Genomic DNA, 20612 nt, shown 5'->3' with positions numbered 1-20612 from the left:
TCCCGGAGCTGCTTGGAGATCCAGTTGGGTGAGAAGCACGTCGTCCGGTTCGAGCCGGTCGGCATCGAGATCGAGGTCGACGAGGACCAGACCATCCTCCGCGCGGCCGCCGAGCAGGGCGTCCAGCTCATGCACGGCTGCAAGGAAGGCCAGTGCGCGGCCTGCAAGTCCTTCGTGCTGGAGGGCGAGGACATCGAGCTGGACCGCTACTCGACGTTCGCGCTGCCGGACTACGAGCGGGAGGAGGGGCAGACGCTGCTCTGCCGGGCGCATCCCTACGAGGACCTGACCATCGAGCTCCTCAACTACGACGAGGAGATCATCCGTTCCGGGCTGCCGTTGCGGCGCGGCACGGTCGAGGTCGTGGCGATCGAGGCGGTCACCCACGACATGCGGCACCTGGTCGTCAAGCTCGTCGAGCCCGAGGAGATCAAGTTCTTCCCGGGCCAGTACATGGACTTCCGGGTGCCCGGCACGCAGGAGAGCCGGTCGTTCTCGATGGCGAACACGCCCAACCGGGACGGTCGCTTCGAGTTCGTCATCAAGGTCTATCCCGACGGGCTGTTCTCCGGGCTGCTGGCCACCGGCCTGCAGGTCGGGGACCGGCTGGAGGTGGAAGCGCCGTTCGGCACCTTCACCCTCCGCGAGAGCCGCACGTCGGACCTGGTCTTCGTGGGCGGCGGGGCCGGCATGGCCCCCATGCTCGGACTCCTGCGGTCCATGGCCGAGCGGGGGATCGCACGCCGGGTGACGTTCTACTACGGCGCCCGACGGGCACGTGACCTGTGCTTCGAGAAGGAGCTCGTGGGGCTGCAGGAGCAGCTGCCCGGCCTCACCTACGTGCCGGCGCTGTCCGAGCCGTCCGAGGCCGACGCCTGGGCGGGCGAGACCGGTCTGATCACCGACGTCGTCGCCCGGCACGAGTCCGACCTTGCCGGCAAGGACGCCTACGTCTGCGGCCCGCCGCCGATGGTCGACGCGGCGATCGCGGTGCTCACCCGGCTCGGCTGCAAGGCCGACCACATCTTCTACGACAAGTTCACCACCACCGGTGATCCGGAGGACCAGTCATGACGACCACCGAACGTCCCGAACGGAGCGTTCCGAAGCCCGTCTTCACCGATGCCGAGGCCGGGGCGCGGGAGTTCCCCGACTCCGGCGCGAGCGCCCGGCGCTACAACTACTTCACGCCCGCCAAGCGCAAGCAGACGCACTACGAGGACGTCACCGTCGAGGTGCAGCCCGACCCGCGGCACTACCTCACGCAGGGCTGGATCTACGGCTTCGCCGACGGCCAGACCGGCTACCCGCTGCACTGGACGAAGCTCAAGGCCTGGGGTGTCGACCGGCCGGAGCCGCAGCGCGGCCCCGGCACGGGAGGCATGCCCGTCGAGAACTGGCCGGCCCACGGATGGCACGAGTTCCGCGATCCCAACGAGGAGTGGGAACAGACCATCTACCGGTACAACGCCAACGTCGTCCGGCAGCTGAACCAGAACATCGAGAACGCGCGGAACACGAAGTCGTTCGAGCAGTGGTCGCCGAACTGGATCCGGTTCGTCGAACGCCACGTCGGTGCCTGGATGCACATCGAGCACGTGCTGGGCCTCTACGTGTTCGCCGCGAACGAGCGTTCCGCGCCGACCAACATGCACAACACGGCGCTGGCCGTGAACAGCGCGCACAAGATCCGGTTCGCGCAGGACCTCGCGCTCTACAACCTCACGCTGACCGAGGAGATCGAGGGCTTCGACGGCACCGCGCACCTCGACGCGTGGAACTCCGACGTCGAGTGGCAGGGCGTCCGGAAGGTGTGCGAGGCCCTCACCGCCATCGAGGACGACTGGGGCGAGGCCGTTCTCGCGGCGAACATCGTGTTCGAGCCGCTGCTCGGGGAGCTGTTCCGCAGCCACCTGGTGATGCAGTCCGCGGCCGGCCACGGCGACTTCGTGACGCCGACCGTGATGGGCGCGGGCGAGTACGACTTCGCCCAGCGCGACCTGCGCTGGACGATCGCGTGCCTCGCGCCGCTCACCCAGGACCGCGAGTTCGCCGAGCACAACACGGCGCTCATGCAGGGCTGGCTGTCGCACTGGGTGCCGCAGGCACTCGAGGCGGCCCGCCAGCTGCAGCCGCTGTGGTCGCAGCCCGACGCCAAGCCACCGCGGTTCGAGGACAGCCTCGACCGGGCCAAGAACCGGTTCGCCGGGATCTGCCGCGATCTCGGCCTCGCGACCCCCGAGGAGCTGAAGAAGTGACGACCACTGCAGCGAGCCGTTTCGAGTCCAACAGCACCGCTTCGAACATGTGCGGCTTCACGCTGATGAACAGCCAGGTCGGCGTGCTCATCGCCCACGTGCTGGAGCGGCTGGACAACGTCGAGGTCACCCACCTGCCCTCGATGATCCGCGTCGACGGCCGGGGCCGGTTCGACGTCGTCTACGCCGACGTCGACGAGGAGGCCGGCGAGGAGGAGGGCTGGTTCAACGCCGCCGAGTTCGAGGAGGCGATGTCCACCCACTACGGGCGGATGGTCCACCTCGACGACCGCACGATCATGTTCGCCAATCCTGAGGACGCGGCCGAGTACCTGGACTTCGACCTGAAGCCGGTGGCCCAGAACCCGGTGTCGTAGCCCCTCCGGCCGGGCCGCCGCCCGCTCGCCGCAGGCGGCGGCCCGGCTCGTCGATCCCACCCGCGCAGCCGACCGACGTTTCCGCACACCCAGGAGGACCCAGACCATGGCGAAGGAACTGCGATTCGGAGAGGAGGGCCGGCGGCTGCTCCAGGCCGGGGTCGACCAGCTGGCCGAAGCCGTCAAGAGCACGCTCGGGCCCAAGGGCCGCAACGTCATCCTGGAGAAGATCACCGGATCGCCCGAGGTCACGAACGACGGCGTGACGATCGCGCGGGAGATCCACCTGCGCGACCCGTTCGAGAACATGGGCGCGCAGCTGGTGAAGGAAGCGGCGGTCAAGACCAACGACACCGTCGGCGACGGCACCACCACCGCGATCGTGCTGGCCCAGGCGATCGTCCGGCAGGGCATGAAGGCCATCGCCGCAGGCGGCAACCCGGTGCTCGTGAAGCGCGGCATCGACCTCGCGGTGCATCGGATCGTGGAGCACCTGCAGCAGGTGACCCACCCGGTGTCCACCGAGCAGGACTACGCCCGGGTGGCGTCGATCTCCGCGAACGACGACGAGCTGATCGGTCGGGTCGTCGCGAGGGCGCTGCACACCGTCGGCGAGGACGGCGTGGTCACCGTGGAGGACGTCCCGCAGCACGGGGTGAGCGTCGGGTTCGTCGAGGACTTCCAGTTCGACAACGGCTACATCTCGCCGTACATGGTCACCGACCCCGGAAGGCTCGAAGCCGTCGTCGACGACCCGTACCTGCTGTTCACAGCGGAGAAGGTCACGGACGTCCGGTCCCTCATGCCGGTGCTCGACAAGATCATGCGCGGTGAGCGGCGCCCGCTGGTGCTCGTCGCCGAGACCGTCGAGGGCACGGCCCTGCAGATGCTGGTGCACAACCACGTGAACCGCACGTTCCAGGCAGTCGCGATCAGGGCGCCGGGCTTCGGGGAGAAGCGCATCCACCTGCTCGAGGACATGGCGGCGCTGTGCGGTGGCAAGGTGCACAGCCGCAGCTCGGCGTTCGCGTTGGACCAGATGACCACCGAGCACCTCGGGCGGGCCGCGCAGGTGCGCGTCACCAGCGACAGCACGACGATCATCGGTGGCGGCGGGGACCGGGAAGCCCTGGAGCTGCGGCTCACGCAGCTGCGGGCCGAGCTGGCCCGCGCGACGATCGGCAGCGACGAGGACTTCCTCTCCGAGCGCATCGCCCGGCTGTCGGGCAAGGCCGCGGTGATCGGCGTGGGCGCGCCCACCAACGCCGAGGCCAAGGAGGTCCGCCACCGCGTCGACGACTCCCTGCAGGCCACCCGCGCGGCCATCGGCGAGGGCATCGTCGCAGGCGGCGGCGCCGCGCTGCTGCACGCGGAACCGGCGCTCGACGACCTGGACGTCGATGGTGACTACCGGATCGGTGTCGAGATCGTTCGCCATTCCCTCACCGAGCCGGTGCACCTCATCGCCTCGAACGCCGGCTACGACGGCGACGACGTGGTCAAGCAGCTCACCGGCCGGAGCGTCGACGAGGGGTTCGACGCGCTGGAGGGCCGCTTCGGGAACATGGTCGAGATGGGGATCATCGACCCCCTGCGGGTGGTGCGCTCCGCGCTCCAGAACGGCGCCTCGGTGGCCGGACTGATCCTCACCACCAACTCGCTGGTGGCCGAGGAGGTCACCCCGTGGAACAAGTCGCTGATGACCGAGTTCGGGCAGCTCGACGAGGGGATCCCGCAGCCGTCGCCGGACTCGAGCACGCCGCAGTCCCTGGGCCTCGGCCCGTCGATCGGCTGAGGGAGCTGTCATGAAAGCCGTACGCGTGCACGACTACCACGCCGACCCGAAGATCGACGACATCGACGAGCCGCGGCTGCAGGGCCCGCTGGATGTGATCGTGAAGATCGGTGGGGCCGGGGTGTGCCGCACCGACCTGCACATCCTGGAAGGCCAGTGGGCGGCCGCGATGAACCCGCAGCTGCCCTATGTGATCGGGCACGAGAACGCCGGCTGGGTGCACGCCGTGGGGGACGGGGTGACCAACGTGGCGGTCGGGGACACGGTGATCCTGCACCCGCAGCCCTCCTGCGGGTTGTGCCTGGCGTGCCGGCGGGGCAACGACATGCACTGCGCGAACGCGTTCTTCCCCGGCCTGAGCGACAACGACGGCGGGATGGCCGAGTACCTGCGCACCACCGCCCGGGCCTGCGTGAAGCTGGACCCGGCGACCAACCCGGCCGATGTGGCGGCGCTGGCCGACGCCGGGATCACCGCCTATCACGCGGTGCGCAAGGCGGTGCCGGTGTTGTGGCCGGGCACGACGGCGGTGGTGCAGGGCGCCGGCGGGTTGGGGCACATCGGGATCCAGTGCCTGGCCGCGTTGACCGCGACCCGGATCGTGGTGGTCGACCGCAATCCGGCCGCCCTGGAGCTGGCGAGGGAGATCGGGGCCGACGAGACGGTGGTCGCGGACGGCTCGCACGTGGACGCGGTGAAGGACCTGACCGGGGGTGAGGGGGCCACCGTGGTGTTCGACTTCGTGGCCGAGCAGGGCGCGGAGAACGACGCGTGGCAGATGGTGGCCCCGGACGGTCACCAGTACGTGATCGGTTACGGCGGGCAGTTCTCGGCGCCGACGCTGGATTTCGTGGCCGGGGAGAAGAACGTGATCGGCAACATCGTGGGCACGTTCACCGACCTGGCCGAGCTGATGGTGCTGGCCCAGGCCGGGAAGGTCACCCTCCACACCAAGCAGTACCCGCTCGATGCGGCGCTGGACGCGCTGCACGACCTCGACGCCGGCCGGGTCCGCGGCCGGGCGATCCTCGTCCCCTGACGGCTGTTTTCCTGACGCGAAAGGCCCACCACGATGTACGAGAAAGACGGCGAGAAGTACTTCATCGTCGATTCGCACAGCCATTTCTGGGACGCGAGCCGGGAGAACTGGAAGCCGGGCGCCGAGCAGTACGCGAAGGGCTGGATCGACTGCTTCTACGGCTACCACCAGCTCGGGCCGCCCGAGACCCACTGGGACTACGAGAAGTACCTCAAGGTCACGCCCGAGGACTTCGAGCGCGACATGTTCATCGAGGGACACGTCGACTACGCGATCTTCCAGTCGACCTACCTCAAGGAGTGGTACACCACCGGCTTCAACACCGCCGAGCAGAACGCGCAGCTCCTGGACCGCTTCGGTGACCGCCTGATCGTCAACGGGCGCTTCGACCCCCGCGACGGCGACGCCGGGCTGAAGGAACTCGAGGCGGACGCCGAGAAGTACGGCCTGAAGGGCGTCAAGCTCTACACGGCCGAATGGAACCGCGGGTCGCGCGGCTACAAGCTGTCCGACCCGGAGTCCTACCGCTTCCTCGAGGCAGCGCAGGGGCTCGGGATCAAGAACATCCACGTCCACAAGGGCCCGACGATCTGGCCGCTGGACAAGGACGCCTTCGACGTGTCCGACGTCGATCACGCGGCGACCGACTTCCCGGAGCTGAACTTCATCGTCGAACACGTCGGGCTGCCGCGGATCGAGGACTTCTGCTTCATGGCCGTGCAGGAGCCCAACGTCTACGCCGGCCTCTCGGTGGTGATCGGCGGCCTGATGCACGCCCGGCCGAAGTTCTTCGCCAAGGTTATGGGCGAGCTGCTGTTCTGGGTCGGCGAGGACAGGATGACCTTCGGCGGCGACTACAACATCTGGGTGCCCAAGTGGCAGGTCGAGGGGTTCGTCGACTGGCAGATGCCCGACGACGAGGCGTTCACCGACTATCCCCGGTTGAGCACGGCGGGGAAGAAGAAGGTACTCGGGTTGAACGCGGCCAAGCTCTACGACATCCCGGTCCCGCCCGAGCTCCGGCTGCAGACCTCCGCCGGGGACCAGGACAAGCCCGGCGAGCAGCTGCTCACCGAGGCCGCGGCGGCCGGTTCGCCGTGACCGCTCTCGCCGCCGCGGTGTGGGCGGCGTTGGCCACGGTGCGCGACCCCGAGCTCGACGAGCCCATCACGAACCTGGAGTTCGTGTCGTCGTGCACCGTGTCCGGCGACGGGGTGGCGGCCGTGCGGCTGCGCCTGCCCACGTTCTTCTGCGCGCCCAACTTCGCCTGGCTGATGGTGGCCGACGCGCACGACGCGGTGGCCGCCGTCCCGGGCGTCACCCGCGCCGACATCGCCCTGGATGACCACTTCGTCTCGGCGACGATCAACGAGGGCGTCGCGGCGCGGGCCGGGTTCGTCGCGTCGTTCGCCGGGGAGGCCCAGGCCGAGCTGGACGAGCTGCGCGCGGTGTTCCTGCGCAAGGCCGCACTGGCCGGGCAGGACCGGATCGCCCGCCCGCTGGTCGACGCCGGTGCCACTCCGGAACAGCTGGCCGGGGCCCGGCTCGGCGACCTGCCGCCGTCGGCGGATCTCGACCGGCTCCGGCGGCGGCGGGCCGAGGTGGGGCTGCCCCACGGTCCCGACGCCCCGCTGCTGCTGCACCCGGACGGCGGGCCGGTGACCGCCGAGCAGGTGCCGCTGCACCTGCGCAGGGCCCGGCTCACCCGGGTCGGCATCGAGGCCAACGGGCACACCTGCCGCGACCTGCTCGCCGTTCGCTACCCGGAGGAGGTGGCCTCGTCGTGACCGCGATCGAGGCGTCCGTGCTCACGCCGCTCGACCAGGTCCGCCGGTACGCGCTCGTCGAGCTGTTCCTGGTGCGGGTGCTCGACCTCACGCCCGCCGACGCCCCGGCGGAGGCCGGCGCCCTGCAGCACGCGGTGTCCGCACGGCTGCTCGGGCGCATCGACGCGCTTCTCGGCTGGCCCGACCGTGACCTGTGGGGCAACGCGATCCCACGACCGGACGGATCGCCATGAGCCGCGAGACCTACAACCCATGGACCGTGGTGAACCTGGTGTTCAACCACCTCGCGGCGGCGGGCCTGCACCCGGTGCTCGGCGAGACCGGAGACCCGGCGGTCCCTGCGTCGGCGCTGCTGCGCGCACTGGGCATAGAGCCGGGACGCGAGGACGAGGGGCCGGCCGCACCGGCGATGCAGGCCCACCTCGCCGACATCCGGGCCACGATGTTCCCCGACGTCGACGAGGGGCGACCGTGACCGCGCCCGCCGCGCCGAGGTCCGTGCGCCGGCTCGACACGCCGAGCGCCGGCGAGCTCGCCGGCCTGGCCGCCGTGTTCGAGGATCTGCAGTACGCGCTGCGCTGCTGCGAGCAGCTCGTGTCCCAGCTGGGCCGGCGCGGACCCGACGCCGTGCTGGTGGAGGCGCTGTGGACCGGTGCACTGCTCGCCTACGTCCGCTGTTTCTCGCCACGCAGCGCCGTGCTCAAGACCGCCGACCTCGATGAGCTCGAGAACGGGGCCGAGTTCCGGCGGATGCACGACGTCTTGCTGCAGCTGCGCGACCACCTCGCGTCCCGGCACGTGAACCCGAGGGAGGCGTTCACGATCGGCGCGGCGCAGGCGAACGACGGCACCCCCACCGGGATCGCGGTCGTCTCCAGTCCGCGCCCTCTGGTCGATGAGTCGACGGTGCGCATGCTCGGGCGGCTCGCCTACCTCCTCGCCGGCCGGGTGGACGCCCGGATGCAGGAGCGGCAGCGTGAAGTGCTCGGCGAGGCCGCGGCGCTGTCGCCGGCGCAGCTGGCCGCGTTGCCGCTGGTTCACCTGACCGGCAGCTCGTAGGCGGGCGCGGTCGGGTGGCGTGAACGGCAGACTTCCGCCCGTGCGCCGCGATCCCTCCCCGCCCGATCCCTCCCCGCCCGATCCCTTCCTGCCCGATCTCAGCGGAACCGTCGTCCTCGTCACGGGCGCGAGCGGGGGGATCGGGTCGGGGATCGCGCTGCGCTTCGCCGCGGCCGGCGCGGCGGTCGTGGTGCACCACCACTCCGGAGCGGAGCGGGCGGCCGCGGTGGCCGCCGAGATCACGGCCGAGGGCGGGCAGGCGGCCACCGCGCAGGCGGACGTCACCGATCCGGCCGCTGCCGCAGCGCTCGTCGACCTCGCCGTCGACCGGTTCGGACGGCTGGACGCGGTGGTCGCCGCGGCCGGCGTGCAACCCGTCGCCGAGCTGGCGGGGATGCCCGTGGAGAGCTGGCGGGAGGTCCTGGACGGCAACGCGACCGGCGCGTTCGCCACGGTGCAGGCCGCGGCGGCGGTGATGCGCGGCCGCGGCGGCTCGATCACGCTCGTCGCGTCCGTGGAGGGCACCCGGCCCGCGCTCGGCCACGCCCACTACGCGGCGGCGAAAGCCGCGACGATCATGCTGGCCAGGGCGGCGGCCCTCGAGTACGGGCGTGACGGCGTGCGGGTCAACTCGGTCTCGCCCGGCCTCGTCGCGCGCCCCGGGCTGCGCGAGGACTGGTCGGACGGCGTCGAACGCTGGGAGCGCGCGGCGCCCCTGAACCGGCTGGGTGAGCCGCAGGACGTCGCCGACGCGTGCGTGTTCCTCGCCTCGCCCATGGCCCGCTGGATCACCGGGCATGATCTGGTCGTGGACGGCGGGATGGCGGTGGTGCCGGCGTGGTGAGCGAGGGCGAGCGGGTGGCGGAGCTGCTCGGGCTCGAGCCGCTGCCCGACGAGGGCGGCCTGTTCCGCCGCACGTACATCGACGCGCACGCGTCGGCGATCTACTTCCTGCTGATCGCGCCCGACTTCTCGGCGCTGCACCGGCTGACCGCCACGGAGATCTACCACTGGTACGCAGGCTCCCCGCTGCGGCTGCTGCTCCTCGGCGGCGCCGGGGACGTCTCCGAGCCGGTGCTCGGCCCGGACCTCGCGACCGGTCAGCGGCCCCAGATCGTGGTGCCCGCCGACGTCTGGCAGGGCTCCAGCTCCACGGGCGAGTGGTCCCTCGTCGGTACCACCACGGCCCCACCTTTCGGCTGGGACGGGTTCGAGCTGGGCGAGCGGGCCGCGCTTTCCGCCGGCTACCCGGAGGCAGCGGACCGGATCGCCGAGCTCACCCGCTAGCGACGATGCCACTGTGCGGGGATTGGCCGTGGCGGCCCGGCGCGCGGCCATCGATCCTCCAAGCATGACAAGCCGCCCGTTCGCCCAGGTCGACGTCTTCTCCGCGGTTCCGTACCGGGGCAACCCGGTTGCGGTCGTGCTCGACGGCGAGGGCCTCACCACCGAGCAGATGCAGCGCGTCGCGAACTGGACGAACCTGTCGGAGACGACGTTCGTCCTCCCGCCGACCGACCCGGCCGCCGACTACCGCGTCCGCATCTTCACCCCCTCGGTGGAGCTGCCGTTCGCAGGCCACCCCACGATCGGCACCTGCCACGCATGGCTCGCCCGGAACCCGCAGCACGCGACCGACACGATCGTGCAGGAGTGCGAGGCGGGGCTGATCACGCTGCGGCGCACGGGAGACCGGCTCGCGTTCGCGGCCCCGCCGCTGCTGCGCGACGAGCCGGTGGACGAGGAGCTGCAGGCGCGCATCGCGCGGGTACTGGGTATCGAGCGGGCCGGGATCCGGGACGCCCGTTGGGTCGACAACGGCCCGGGCTGGGTGGCCGTCCTCCTCGACGACGCGAAGACGGTGCTCGCGGCCGAACCGGACACCGGGGACCTCAAGCTCGGGATCGTCGGCCCGTACCCGCCGGGATCGCGGGAGGCCGTCGAGGTGAGGGCGTTCTTCCCGGCCGGCCGGAGCAGTTTCGAGGACCCGGTGACCGGCAGCCTGAACGCCGGCCTCGCGCTCTGGCTCCTGCGCACCGGCCGGCTCCGGCCCCCGTACGTCGCCTCCCAGGGCACGGCGCTGGGCCGGGCGGGCCGCGTGCACATCGACCAGGACGCCGACGGCACGGTCTGGGTCGGCGGCGACGCGGTCACGTGCGTACGGGGTGAGATCGAGATCTGAGGCTCGCCCGCGGGGCGGGGGTGCGCTAAGAACGATTCATGGCCCTGGCCTACGTCATCGGAACCTTCGACACCAAGGGCGCGGAGCTGGGCTACGCGGCCGAACGCCTGCGCGCGGCGGGCGCGGGGGTCATCACGGTCGACGTGTCCACGCAGGAGCGCGGCACCCTCGCCGACGTGGGCGCCGACGAGGTGGCTGCGCACCACCCGGACGGCCAGGGTGCGGTGTTCACCGGCGACCGCGGCACCGCCGTCGCCGCGATGGCGGTGGCCCTCGAGCGCTTCCTGCTGAGCCGCTCCGACGTCGGCGGCGTGCTCGGGCTCGGCGGCTCGGGCGGCACCGCGCTGATCACCCCGGCGATGCGGGCGCTGCCGGTCGGCGTCGGGAAGATCATGGTGTCGACGGTGGCGTCCGGGAACGTCGCGCCCTACGTCGACGCCTCCGACGTCGCGATGTGGTACTCGGTCACCGACGTCGCCGGCCTCAACCGCATCTCACGCCGCGTGATCGGCAACGCCGCGCACGCGCTCGCCGGGATCGTCACGCACGAGGTCCCGGCCGCCGCGGACCGGCCCGCGGTAGGGCTCACGATGTTCGGCGTGACGACCTCGTGCGTCACCGCCGTCACCGAGCGTCTCGGCGATGCCGTCGACCCGCTGGTCTTCCACGCCACCGGCACCGGCGGCCGGGCCATGGAGAAGCTCGTGGACGACGGCCTCATCGGATCGGTACTGGACATCACCACCACCGAGGTGTGCGACCTGCTCGTCGGCGGGGTCTTCCCGGCCACGCGGGACCGGCTCGGCGCGATCGCGCGCACCGGCGTGCCGTACGTCGGCTCGTGCGGGGCGTTGGACATGGTCAACTTCGGTGCGCCGTCCACGCTGCCCGCGCACTTCGCCGGCCGCACCCTTTACGAGCACAACCCGCAGGTCACACTCATGCGCACCACGCCGGACGAGTGCGTGGAAATCGCCCGCTTCATCGCCCGCGGGCTGAACGCGTGCGAGGGGCCGGTGCGGTTTCTGCTGCCCGGCGGCGGGGTGTCAGCGCTCGACGCGCCGGGTCAGGCGTTCTGGGACCCCGACGCCGACGAGGCCCTGTTCGCCACCCTGGAGACCGAGGTGCGCCAGACCGACCGGCGGCGCGTCGAGCGCCTGCCGCACCACATCAACGACCCCGAGTTCGCCGACGCGTTGGTGGGCGCGTGGCGGGAGGTGAACAAGTGAGGTTCGCTCGCGCGGAGCTCGTCGAGCGGTTCCGGGACATGGCCCGGCGCGGCGAGCCGATCGTCGGCGGCGGTGCGGGTACCGGGCTCTCGGCGAAGTGCGAGGAGGCCGGCGGCATCGACCTCATCGTCATCTACAACTCCGGCCGCTACCGCATGGCCGGTCGCGGTTCCCTCGCCGGCCTGCTCGCCTACGGCAACGCCAACGAGATCGTGGTGGAGATGGCGGCCGAGGTGCTGCCGGTCGTGAAGCACACCCCGGTGCTGGCGGGGGTCAACGGCACCGACCCGTTCATGATCACCGACAGGTTCCTGCGCGAGCTGGCCGACCTGGGCTTCGCCGGCATCCAGAACTTCCCGACCGTCGGATTGATCGACGGCGTCTTCCGGGCCAACCTGGAGGAGACCGGCATGGGCTACGGGCTGGAGGTCGACCTCGTCGCGGCGGCGCATGAGGCCGACCTGCTCACGACGCCGTACGTCTTCTCCGCCGACGACGCCCGCGCCATGACCCGCGCAGGCGCCGACATCATCGTCTGCCACATGGGCCTGACCACCGGCGGCTCGATCGGCGCGGAGACCGCGAAGACCCTCGACGACTGCGTCACGTTGATCGACGAGTGGGCCGCCGCCGCCCGCGAGGTCCGCGACGACGTGCTGGTGCTCTGCCACGGCGGCCCGATCGCGATGCCCGACGACGCCGCGCACGTGCTGGACCGCACGAAGAACTGCCACGGTTTCTACGGCGCCTCCTCGATGGAGCGCCTGCCCACCGAGAAGGCCCTGACCGAACAGACGCGCGCGTTCAAGACCCGTCTCGCCAGATAGGAGCCGTCATGCCCCGTGCGTACGCCAGTGGTGTCGTACCCGCATCCGCCGACGAGGTCTGGTCGCACATCCGCGACTTCGACAGCCTGCCCGAGTGGCATCCGGCGATCACGGCCAGCGAGTTGACCTCGGGCGCCGGCGCGGAGGTCGGCGCGGTGCGGCGGCTCACCCTCGGCGACGGCGGCATCGTCGTCGAGCGGCTGCTGGTCCTGGACGACCCGGACCGCAGCGTCACCTACGAGTTCGTGGAGAACCCGTTCGGTGCCCGCCGCTACGTCGCGACGCTCCGGGTCGCCCCGGTGACGGCCACCGGGGAGGCGTTCGTGGAGTGGTGGGCGGAGTTCGACGCGGAGGGGGCGGACGAGAAGCGCCTCACCGACTTCTTCGCGGACGGTGTCTACGCCACGGGTATCAAGGCTCTGGGGAAGAACTTCGCCGCAGAGGGCTGAGGTGGCGCGTTCCGCGGAACGCGGGATGGCCTGCCGGATCAGGACCGCGGGCGGGTAGGTGCCCAGTTCCCCGCAGCCGCCGCGGCGCGTCGTCGACGTCCCTGGAGGGGCGGACGGCTTCTTCTGATCAGGGCAGGGCCGCCAGCTCGGTGCGCCGGGAGATGCCGAGCTTGCGATAGGCCGCGCCGAGGTGCGTCTCGACGGTCTTGGTCGTGACGAAGAGGGTCTGGGCGATCTCACGATTGCTCAGGCCGTCCCTCGCCAGCTGAACGACCCGCCGCTCGCTGGGGGTGAGCGCGTCCCACCCGGTGGCCGCGGGGCGGCGGCGCCGGGCGCCGCAGGCCGTCAGCTCCTCGCGGGCGCGGGCGACCAGGGCGTCGGCGCCGCAGGAGTGCGCCTCGTGCATGCCGTGTTCGAGGTGCTTCCGCGCATCGGTGCGGCAGTTGGCCCGGCGCAGCGCGGCTCCGAGGTCGACGGTCGCGCGGGCGTGCTCGAGCCGGGCGGGCGTGGTGGCCAGCACGTCGACGGCTTCCCGCAGGGTCTCCGGCGCGTCGTCGACCAGCCCGCGGGCGTGCAGGGCCATGCCGAGCGCTCGCGGGGCGGCGAACCGCCGCGCGAGGAGCACGGCTTCGTCGGCGGCGTCGCGGGCCTCGCCGAGCCGGCCGAGCCGGCGCAGCACCGTCGCCGCGGCCGGGCGCCATGGCACGAGCCCGGGGTGGTCGAGCTGGCGCCCGGCGCGGGCGCCGGCCGCGAGGAGGTCGGCCAGCGCCTCGTCCGCGCGCCCCTGCGCGGCCCTGAGGTGCCCGCGTGCCTCGAGGAGCACGGAGAGGTTCACCGGCACACCGCTGCGCTGCAGGATGTCGTCGGCCTCGGCGAGCTCGCCCCGCTCGACCAGACACCGCACGAGCCATGCCACGGTCCACCGCCGCGCCGACGGGCCGGCGGTCTCCTCGGCGATCCGGTCGGCGAGGCGGGCGTCGGCCTCGGCGTCGGGGACCATCCCGAGCCGGTGGTTCAGCATGGCGCGGAATGTGGTCGCCTCGCCCAGCTGCAGGAGGGATCCGCGGTGCCGGGCCACCACGATGGCCCGGTCGAGGGCGGCCCGGGCCGGTTCGACCCGGTCGAGGGCGAGCAGGACGTTGAGCGCGGCGGCGACGAGACCGAGCGCGGGCTCGTCGAGATCGTTGGCCACGCCCGCTGCCCGGACCGCCAGGTCGGCAGCTCGGTCCGCGGTCACCGCGCCGCCCAGCAGCGCGTCGAACGCCAGGACCAGCAGGACGTTCGCGCCCGCCGCGCCACCGGCCGCTGCCCGGTGCTCGAGCGCACGTGCGCGCGCGGTCATCTCCGCTCGCCGCGCCGGATCCGTCCAGTGGACGAACACCGCCTCGGCCTCGACCCGGTACCGCAGGGCGTCCTCGAGCTCGTCGAGCCGGTCCTGCACCTCCGCGAGGAAACGGCCCGCGGTGCGGAAGTCGGATGCGGACCTCGCCGCGCGGGATGCCACGAGAGCGGCGCGGGCGCGGGCCGCGGCGCCCGGGGCGAGCGCGAGTGCCTCGGACAGCGTGGCGAACCCGTCGGATGCCGCGATCTCCAGCTGGGCTGCGCCCAGCTCGATCCGGGTGTCAGCACGGGCGCCGGGGTCGGGCGGTTCGGCGACGGCGCGGCGCAGGTAGGCCACCGCGGTGGTCGGTGCTCCTTTGCGGAGGGCGCTGCGGGCGGCCTCGCGCAGCGCCGCCACCACCCACCGGTCGCCGAGCCGTTCGACGTCCAGCAGGTGAGCGGCCACGCGCTCGGGGTCTGCTTCCTCGGCGTGGAGGCGCCGCGCGGCGCCGAGATGGCCGTCGTGCCGCTCGCCGGGCGTCATGTGGTCCGCGACGACCTGCCCCACGAGGGGATGCGCGAATGTCAGTGGTCGTCCTTGCGCGAGCAGCCCGGCCGCGGCCAGCGCGTCCGCGGCCCCGGCTGCCCGGTCGTGGTCCAGCCCGGCGAGCGCGGCGACGTGCCGCAGCTCCGCGTCGGGGCCGAGCATCGCGACCGCCCGCGCGACCGCCGCAGCCGGGGGTGGGAGCCTGCGCAGCCGGGGCAGCACGGACGTCGCCACGATCGCGGGTGCCCGCTCGTGCACGGCGGCGACGCCGTCGTCGTCCGGCGGCGTCTCGGCGAGGGCGTCGACGAGGGCGAGCAGCAGCATCGGGTTGCCACCGCACGCCTCGTGGCACGCCGCGCAGAACTGCGGAGCCGGCGCCGCGAACCGCGTGCGGACCAGGGCATCGCTACCGGCGCGGGAGAGCGGGCCCGGGCGGGCCACCGTGGCCACCGGTTCGGCTCGCACAGCGGCGAGCAGGTCGGACGCGGCGTCGTCGCGAGCGGCGACGACCAGCCCGACCGGGAGATCGGCGATGCGGTGCGCCAGGTAGGCCAGCGCCCGCAGCGACGGCTCGTCGGCCCAGTGCGCGTCGTCGACGAGCAGGACGATCGGGCCGCGGTCGGCGAGGTTCGCGGTGAGCCAGTACAGACCGTGCAACCGCTCGGCGATGCCCGCGGGGCTGTCGGCCGCGCCCAGGACGAGCACCGGGGCCGCCAGCCGGGCGGGGCCGGTGAGCAGCTCAGCGGCGCAGGCGGTGGCCAGAGCAGGCTCGTACAGCGCACGGACGAGCCCGAACGCGTACTCCCGTTCCACCTCGCCTGCCCGGGCGGTGAGCGTGGACAGGCCTGCGGCGCGGGCGCGTTCCCGCGTCGCGTCCAGCAGCCGGGTCTTGCCGATCCCGGCCGGGCCCTCGACGAACAGGACGCGGCCCGCCCCGCCGGCGACGGAGTCCACCAGGGCGTCGACGCGGCCGAGCTCGGCGTCCCGTTCGAGCAGCAGCATCGCCACCCCCGCAATCCCGGGGTCTCACCCCGAGGCGATCTCGCGCCGGGTCGGGGTTGTGTTTCCGCACAATAGCCCGGCCGAGGGAGGCAACCATGATCATTACCAGCGCGTTCGGCGACGTCGGCATCCCCGACGTGACGCTGCCCGAGTACGTGCTCGCGCACGCGCCGGAACGGGGTGCGAAACCCGCGATCGTGGACGGCGCGAGCGGGCGGGTCCTCACCTACGCGGATCTGGCCTCCGGCGTCCGCCGCTGTGCCGCGGGGCTGGCCGCGTGCGGCCTCCGCCCCCGGGACGTGTTCGCGATCATGATGCCGAACCTGCCCGAGTACGCAGGCGGCGTCGTGACCACGCTGAGCCCGCTCGCCACCGCAGACGAGGCGGCGTACCAGCTGGCCGACACGTCGGCGCGGTTCCTGCTCACGGTCCCGCCCTGCCTCCAGACCGCGCTCGCGGCCGCGGACAAGGCCGGCGTCGAGCGGGTGTTCGTGCTCGGCGCGGCGGCCCCCGGCGCGTCGGCGTTCTCCGAGTTGTTCGGGTACGGCGACACACCGCCCGCGGTGCGGGTCGACCCGTCCCGCGACCTGGCCGCCCTGCTCTGCTCCAGCGGCACCACCGGATGGCCGAAAGGCGTGATGCTCACCCACCGCGCCCTGGTCGCCGCGCTCGTCGAGCTCGACCGGCTCGCCCCGTTCGGCGAGCAGGAGCGGCCGATATGCCCGATCCCGTTCTTCCACGTGGCGGGCCAGTCGGCCGGCATGAACAAGGTGCTGCGGGCCGGTGCCACCGTCGTCACCATGTCCCGATTCGACGTCGAGTCGTTCCTGGCGCTGATCCAGCAGCACCGCGTGACGGCGGTGCTCGGCGCGCCCCCGATCGTCCTCGCGCTGGCGAAGCACCCGCTCGTCGACCGCTACGACCTCTCGTCGCTGGAGAAGGTCGTCTCCGGCTCGGCGCCGCTGTCCGCCCAGGTCCAGGCGGCGTGTGCGGAGCGGCTGGGCCGGTTCGTCGGGCAGGCGTACGGACTCACCGAGACCGGGTTGATCGTCTCCGCATCGCCCCACGACGGGCGTCCCGCACGGCCGGGTTCGGCCGGAATGCTCGTGCCGAACACCGAGGCCCGGCTCGTCGACCCGGCGACGGGCACCGACGTGCCGGCAGGGGAGGCCGGCGAGCTGTGGGTTCGCGGGCCACAGCTGATGTCCGGCTACCTCGGCAACCCGGAGGCCACCGCGGACGTGCTCGATGACGACGGATGGCTGCACACCGGCGACCTCGTCCGCATCGACCCGGACGGCTGGCTCTTCGTCGTCGACCGGGTGAAGGAGCTGATCAAGTACAAGGGCCACCAGGTCGCGCCCGCCCAGCTCGAGGCGCTGCTGGGCGCCCATCCCGCGGTGGCCGACTGCGCGGTGGTCGGGCGTCCCGACGAGGCGGCGGGGGAGATCCCGGTGGCGTACGTCGTGCGGCGGCGCGACGTCGAGGCCGTCGAGCTGATCGAACACGTGGCCGGGCGCGTCTCCCCGCCCCGCCGGGTGCGGGCCGTCGTGTTCGTCGACGAGATCCCGCGGTCGCCGGCCGGCAAGATCCTCCGCAGGGTCCTCGCCGATCACGAGCGCTCGTGATCGAATAGCCGGGTGGACAGAGTGCGGGTCGCGACGCTGCTCCCCGGCCTGACCGGCCGCGGCGTGCTGCTGGCGGACCCGACGGACGCCGAGCGCGTGCGCAGGACCCTGGCGGGCAGCGGGTTCGCCGTGGCCGAGGCGGGGCGGGCGGCCGGGATGCGCGAGGCGCAGGCGGCGATCGCCCGGGCGCTGCGGCTCCCCGCGACGGCCGGCCGCAACCTCGACGCGCTCGTGGACTCGCTGCGCGACCTGGCGACGTGGTGGCCGGACGACGAGCGCGTCGCCCTGCTCTGGCCGGGTGCCGATGAGCTCGTGGACGCGGACCTGCCCGGGTTCCTGACGCTGACCGACATCCTGCGCGGCGCCACCGACGACCTGTGGCGCGGCGGCGGGTCCGGTGACCGCCAGTTCGAGACGGTCGCGTTCGTCGGTGGCCACGGCGTGCGGGCGCTGGGGGAGGCGCAGGCGTGATCCGGATGGTGATCGGCCTGGTGCTGGCCGGGTTCGCGCTGGCCGGTTGCCAGGTGTCACCAGCACCGGCACCGCCTGCCACCAGCCCGGCGGCCGCCGTCACCGAGAACGACGGCATTCCCGACTGCGCCGTGGCGGCCCTGCCGCCCGAGGCGCACGAGGTGATCGAGGACATCGAGGCGGGCGGGCCGTACGAGTACCCGCGCAACGACGGCGTCACGTTCGGCAACCGCGAGGGCATCCTGCCCGACGAGGGGCGCGGCTACTACCGGGAGTTCACCGTCGAGACGCCGGGGCTGAACCACCGGGGCGCCCGCCGGATCGTCACCGGTGGGCCGGACGAGCGCGACCCGGAACACTGGTACTACACCGACGACCACTACGAGAGCTTCTGCGAGTTCGTCCCGCAGCCGTGAAGGTGAGGTCGCATGGATGCCCGCCGGCTCGTCGTCGTCCGGCACGCGAAGTCGGCGTGGCCGGACGACGTGCCCGATGCGGAGCGGCCGCTCAACGCGCGTGGCCGCCGCGATGCGCCTGCCGCCGGACGCTGGATCCGGGACCGGGTCGGGCGCCTCGACGCGGTGGTGTGCTCGCCGGCCACCCGGATCCGCCAGACCTGGGGGCTGATCGCGCCGGAGCTCGACGGCCCGCCCGCCCCGATCCTCGACGAGCGCGTGTACGCGGCGTCGGCCGAGGAGCTGCTCGCCGTGGTGCGCGGGCTCCCGGACGACGTCGGCGCGGCACTCCTCCTGGGGCACAACCCCGGTGTCTCCGAGCTCGTCGCGGGGCTGACCGGTGAGCCGCTGGAGATGAAGACGTCGGCCATCGCGGTGCTCGGCCTCACCGGTTCCTGGGCGGACGCGGCGCCGGGCCGCGTGACGCTCGTCGACCACGCCACACCCCGCGGGTGAGATCTGGGCAGTGACCACCGATGCCGGGGACCGGGTGTCTCCCCGACGGTGTGTCCATGAGATCGAGTGACATCGCCTACGCCCTCCGGCTCGACCCCGGTGAGCAGCAGCGGTACCGGATGATGGCGGCCGCGGCGCGGCAGGCTGAGGCCGTGGAGTGGGCGCACGCGGGGATCGGCCCCGGTGCGTCCGTCGCCGACGTCGGCTGCGGGCCGGGTGCGCTCCTGCGCCTGCTCGCCGACGAGGTGGGGGAGGCCGGCAGGGCGGTCGGTGTGGACGGCGCCGCGGACGCCGTCGAGGCGGCCGTCGCCGAGGTCGGGCACCTGCCGCAGGCGTCGGTGCGCCTCGGCGACGCCGCCGCGACCGGCGCACCCACCGGTGCGTTCGACGTGGTGATGTGCCGGCACGTGCTGGCGCACAACGGTGGCCGCGAGGCGGAGATCGTGGGTCACCTGGCCGAGCTGACCCGGCCGGGCGGCACCGTGTACCTCGTCGACGTCGACCACTCCATGCTGTGGATGTCGCCGTCGGACCCCGACCTGGACGACCTGCACGGGCGCTACGTCGAGTACCAGACCGGGCGCGGCAACGACCTGCAGGTGGGCCGGTCGCTCGGACCCCTGCTCGAGGGCGCGGGACTCGCGGTCGAGGTGTTCCGGGTGACCGGGCCGATCATCCGCGCGCCTGCGGGGGTCCGCTCGCCGGGATGGGCCGCCCGTGGCGAGCTGATGGCTGCTGGGCTGGCGACGGACGCGGACGTGGCGCGCTGGGACGCGGCCTTCCGGCGGATGGACGCTCTCGCGCAGCGTCCGTGGGGCGCCATGCCGATCGTGTTGGCTGTGGGACGCAAGTCCTGATCCACCGAAGTCCCGGCACGGCTACGATCCGCCGGTGTCGTCCGCCCGGTCGCCCAGGACGAGGGCGCGCGATCTCGACCGCACCGAGGTGTGCGGGCTGCTGGACACGGCGTACGCCGACGGGCAGCTCGACGCCGCGGAGCACCGCTCCCGCACCGCGGCCGCCACGGCGGCGAAGACCCTCGGTGAGCTGCGTGACCTCGTCGAGGACCTGCAGTTCGACAAGCCGATGCCGGACCTGCGGGAGCGCGCCCCGCAGCGGCGGCCGCGGCGTGCGAACCTCGTCGGTGCCGGTGTCGTCGCGCTCGTGCTCGTCGGCACCGGGTTCGGGATCGGGCGGCTGACCGGGCCGTCGCCGATGTCCGTGGGCCCGGACGGCGTGCCCGTCGCGGCCGAGGGCCCGGCCGCCGCGCCGATCGTCCTCGGGGCTACCGCGCTGCACACGCCGGCCGGCCTGCGGGCCCTCATCGACGGCATGCGGGCCGAGTTCGGCACGACGCAGGTGGCCGACCTGACCGTCTACCCGGACTACGCCTCGCTCGAGATGCCGGTCCCCGACGCCCCGGCCCGCGCGCAGAGCTACACCTACCGGGGCGGCTTCGACATCTCCAGCCAGACGAGCCGAGAACCCGACGACCCGCTCGTGGATCTCGCGGCCGTCGACGTCGACAAGATCCTCGGCCTGGTCGCAGGCGCCGGGCAGAGCCTGAACGTCCAGAACCCGACGGTGCAGTACCTGATCGTCCGGGACACGGGCACCGGGCCGGAGGTCGCGATCCACACGACCAACAACGACACCGGTGCGTCCGGCTACATCGAGGCGAAGCCGGATGGGACGATCATCGCCCTGCGCCCCTACGAGCCGGGCTGAGCC

General features: G+C 72.7%; 23 protein-coding genes. 22 read left to right on the top strand and 1 reads right to left on the bottom strand.

What is annotated here, in order from left to right; all coding sequences use genetic code 11:
* The first annotated feature begins 24 nt into the window (after positions 1 to 24).
* The 16 genes from FHX44_RS07860 (at position 25) to FHX44_RS07785 (ending at position 13002) form a co-directional block, all read left to right on the top strand.
* Positions 25 to 1074: an FAD-binding oxidoreductase gene (locus tag FHX44_RS07860; protein ID WP_147254867.1), complete on the top strand. Its 1050-nt coding sequence runs from the start codon at positions 25 to 27 to the stop codon at positions 1072 to 1074.
* Positions 1071 to 2258 (top strand): ferritin family protein, encoded by a 1188-nt coding sequence (locus tag FHX44_RS07855; protein ID WP_147254866.1) that lies wholly within the window; start codon positions 1071 to 1073, stop codon positions 2256 to 2258. Before FHX44_RS07860 ends, FHX44_RS07855 begins: the two co-directional genes overlap by 4 nt.
* Positions 2255 to 2635, top strand: coding sequence for a propane 2-monooxygenase effector subunit MimD (gene mimD, locus FHX44_RS07850; RefSeq protein ID WP_425469118.1), 381 nt, complete (start codon positions 2255 to 2257; stop codon positions 2633 to 2635). The genes FHX44_RS07855 and mimD overlap by 4 nt, the downstream gene beginning before the upstream one ends.
* Before the next feature lie 106 nt (positions 2636 to 2741).
* Complete coding sequence (groL, locus tag FHX44_RS07845) at positions 2742 to 4430, top strand: chaperonin GroEL (RefSeq protein ID WP_147254865.1); 1689 nt, start codon at positions 2742 to 2744, stop codon at positions 4428 to 4430.
* A gap of 10 nt (positions 4431 to 4440) precedes the next feature.
* On the top strand, positions 4441 to 5469 hold the full coding sequence (locus FHX44_RS07840) for an NAD(P)-dependent alcohol dehydrogenase (protein ID WP_147254864.1): 1029 nt from the start codon (positions 4441 to 4443) through the stop codon (positions 5467 to 5469).
* Positions 5470 to 5502: 33 nt separating this feature from the next.
* Entirely contained in the window at positions 5503 to 6570 is a 1068-nt protein-coding gene (locus FHX44_RS07835; RefSeq protein ID WP_147254863.1) for an amidohydrolase family protein, read from the top strand.
* Positions 6567 to 7256, top strand: a complete 690-nt coding sequence (locus tag FHX44_RS07830; RefSeq protein ID WP_147254862.1) for an iron-sulfur cluster assembly protein — start codon at positions 6567 to 6569, stop codon at positions 7254 to 7256. The genes FHX44_RS07835 and FHX44_RS07830 overlap by 4 nt, the downstream gene beginning before the upstream one ends.
* The gene (locus FHX44_RS07825) at positions 7253 to 7489 is read left to right on the top strand and encodes an iron dependent repressor, metal binding and dimerization domain protein (protein WP_170308825.1); all 237 of its coding nucleotides are present in this window, start codon (positions 7253 to 7255) and stop codon (positions 7487 to 7489) included. Before FHX44_RS07830 ends, FHX44_RS07825 begins: the two co-directional genes overlap by 4 nt.
* Positions 7486 to 7731 carry a hypothetical protein gene (locus FHX44_RS07820; protein WP_147254860.1) on the top strand — a complete coding sequence of 82 codons (246 nt, stop codon included), beginning with the start codon at positions 7486 to 7488 and terminating at the stop codon, positions 7729 to 7731. The genes FHX44_RS07825 and FHX44_RS07820 overlap by 4 nt, the downstream gene beginning before the upstream one ends.
* Positions 7728 to 8315 (top strand): hypothetical protein, encoded by a 588-nt coding sequence (locus FHX44_RS07815; protein WP_147254859.1) that lies wholly within the window; start codon positions 7728 to 7730, stop codon positions 8313 to 8315. Before FHX44_RS07820 ends, FHX44_RS07815 begins: the two co-directional genes overlap by 4 nt.
* Positions 8316 to 8355: 40 nt before the next feature.
* Positions 8356 to 9159 carry an SDR family NAD(P)-dependent oxidoreductase gene (locus FHX44_RS07810; protein WP_246170264.1) on the top strand — a complete coding sequence of 268 codons (804 nt, stop codon included), beginning with the start codon at positions 8356 to 8358 and terminating at the stop codon, positions 9157 to 9159.
* Positions 9153 to 9602 (top strand): cupin domain-containing protein, encoded by a 450-nt coding sequence (locus tag FHX44_RS07805; RefSeq protein WP_246170263.1) that lies wholly within the window; start codon positions 9153 to 9155, stop codon positions 9600 to 9602. Before FHX44_RS07810 ends, FHX44_RS07805 begins: the two co-directional genes overlap by 7 nt.
* Positions 9603 to 9666: 64 nt before the next feature.
* A complete protein-coding gene (locus FHX44_RS07800) occupies positions 9667 to 10497 on the top strand; it encodes a PhzF family phenazine biosynthesis protein (protein ID WP_147254858.1) in 831 nt (276 codons plus the stop codon).
* A 38-nt stretch (positions 10498 to 10535) separates the two neighbouring features.
* Positions 10536 to 11726, top strand: a complete 1191-nt coding sequence (locus FHX44_RS07795) for a Tm-1-like ATP-binding domain-containing protein (protein WP_147254857.1) — start codon at positions 10536 to 10538, stop codon at positions 11724 to 11726.
* On the top strand, positions 11723 to 12553 hold the full coding sequence (locus FHX44_RS07790; RefSeq protein WP_281287878.1) for a phosphoenolpyruvate hydrolase family protein: 831 nt from the start codon (positions 11723 to 11725) through the stop codon (positions 12551 to 12553). The genes FHX44_RS07795 and FHX44_RS07790 overlap by 4 nt, the downstream gene beginning before the upstream one ends.
* A gap of 8 nt (positions 12554 to 12561) precedes the next feature.
* A complete protein-coding gene (locus FHX44_RS07785; protein WP_147254855.1) occupies positions 12562 to 13002 on the top strand; it encodes an SRPBCC family protein in 441 nt (146 codons plus the stop codon).
* Between the two features lie 127 nt (positions 13003 to 13129).
* Here the strand turns inward: FHX44_RS07785 and FHX44_RS07780 are convergent, their stop codons facing one another.
* A complete protein-coding gene (locus FHX44_RS07780; RefSeq protein WP_246170912.1) occupies positions 13130 to 15871 on the bottom strand; it encodes a helix-turn-helix transcriptional regulator in 2742 nt (913 codons plus the stop codon).
* A 95-nt stretch (positions 15872 to 15966) separates the two neighbouring features.
* Here FHX44_RS07780 and FHX44_RS07775 point away from each other — a divergent pair, with 95 nt between their 5' ends.
* The 6 genes from FHX44_RS07775 to FHX44_RS07750 are packed head-to-tail and all read left to right on the top strand — an operon-like array spanning position 15967 to position 20609.
* Entirely contained in the window at positions 15967 to 17499 is a 1533-nt protein-coding gene (locus tag FHX44_RS07775; RefSeq protein ID WP_212612376.1) for an AMP-binding protein, read from the top strand.
* A 12-nt stretch (positions 17500 to 17511) separates the two neighbouring features.
* The gene (locus FHX44_RS07770) at positions 17512 to 17970 is read left to right on the top strand and encodes a barstar family protein (protein ID WP_147254853.1); all 459 of its coding nucleotides are present in this window, start codon (positions 17512 to 17514) and stop codon (positions 17968 to 17970) included.
* 5 nt (positions 17971 to 17975) lie between these two features.
* Positions 17976 to 18386: a guanyl-specific ribonuclease gene (locus FHX44_RS07765; protein ID WP_147260997.1), complete on the top strand. Its 411-nt coding sequence runs from the start codon at positions 17976 to 17978 to the stop codon at positions 18384 to 18386.
* Positions 18387 to 18398: 12 nt separating this feature from the next.
* Complete coding sequence (locus FHX44_RS07760; RefSeq protein ID WP_147254852.1) at positions 18399 to 18881, top strand: SixA phosphatase family protein; 483 nt, start codon at positions 18399 to 18401, stop codon at positions 18879 to 18881.
* A 56-nt stretch (positions 18882 to 18937) separates the two neighbouring features.
* A complete protein-coding gene (locus FHX44_RS07755; protein WP_170308824.1) occupies positions 18938 to 19738 on the top strand; it encodes a methyltransferase domain-containing protein in 801 nt (266 codons plus the stop codon).
* 34 nt (positions 19739 to 19772) lie between these two features.
* Positions 19773 to 20609: a DUF1707 SHOCT-like domain-containing protein gene (locus FHX44_RS07750; RefSeq protein ID WP_170308823.1), complete on the top strand. Its 837-nt coding sequence runs from the start codon at positions 19773 to 19775 to the stop codon at positions 20607 to 20609.
* Positions 20610 to 20612: the final 3 nt, after the last annotated feature.

It is taken from the genome of Pseudonocardia hierapolitana, assembly GCF_007994075.1.
GTDB lineage: Bacteria > Actinomycetota > Actinomycetes > Mycobacteriales > Pseudonocardiaceae > Pseudonocardia > Pseudonocardia hierapolitana.
The sequence above is the reverse complement of the archived record's forward strand: the minus strand, read 5'-3'. Positions and strand labels throughout refer to the sequence as shown.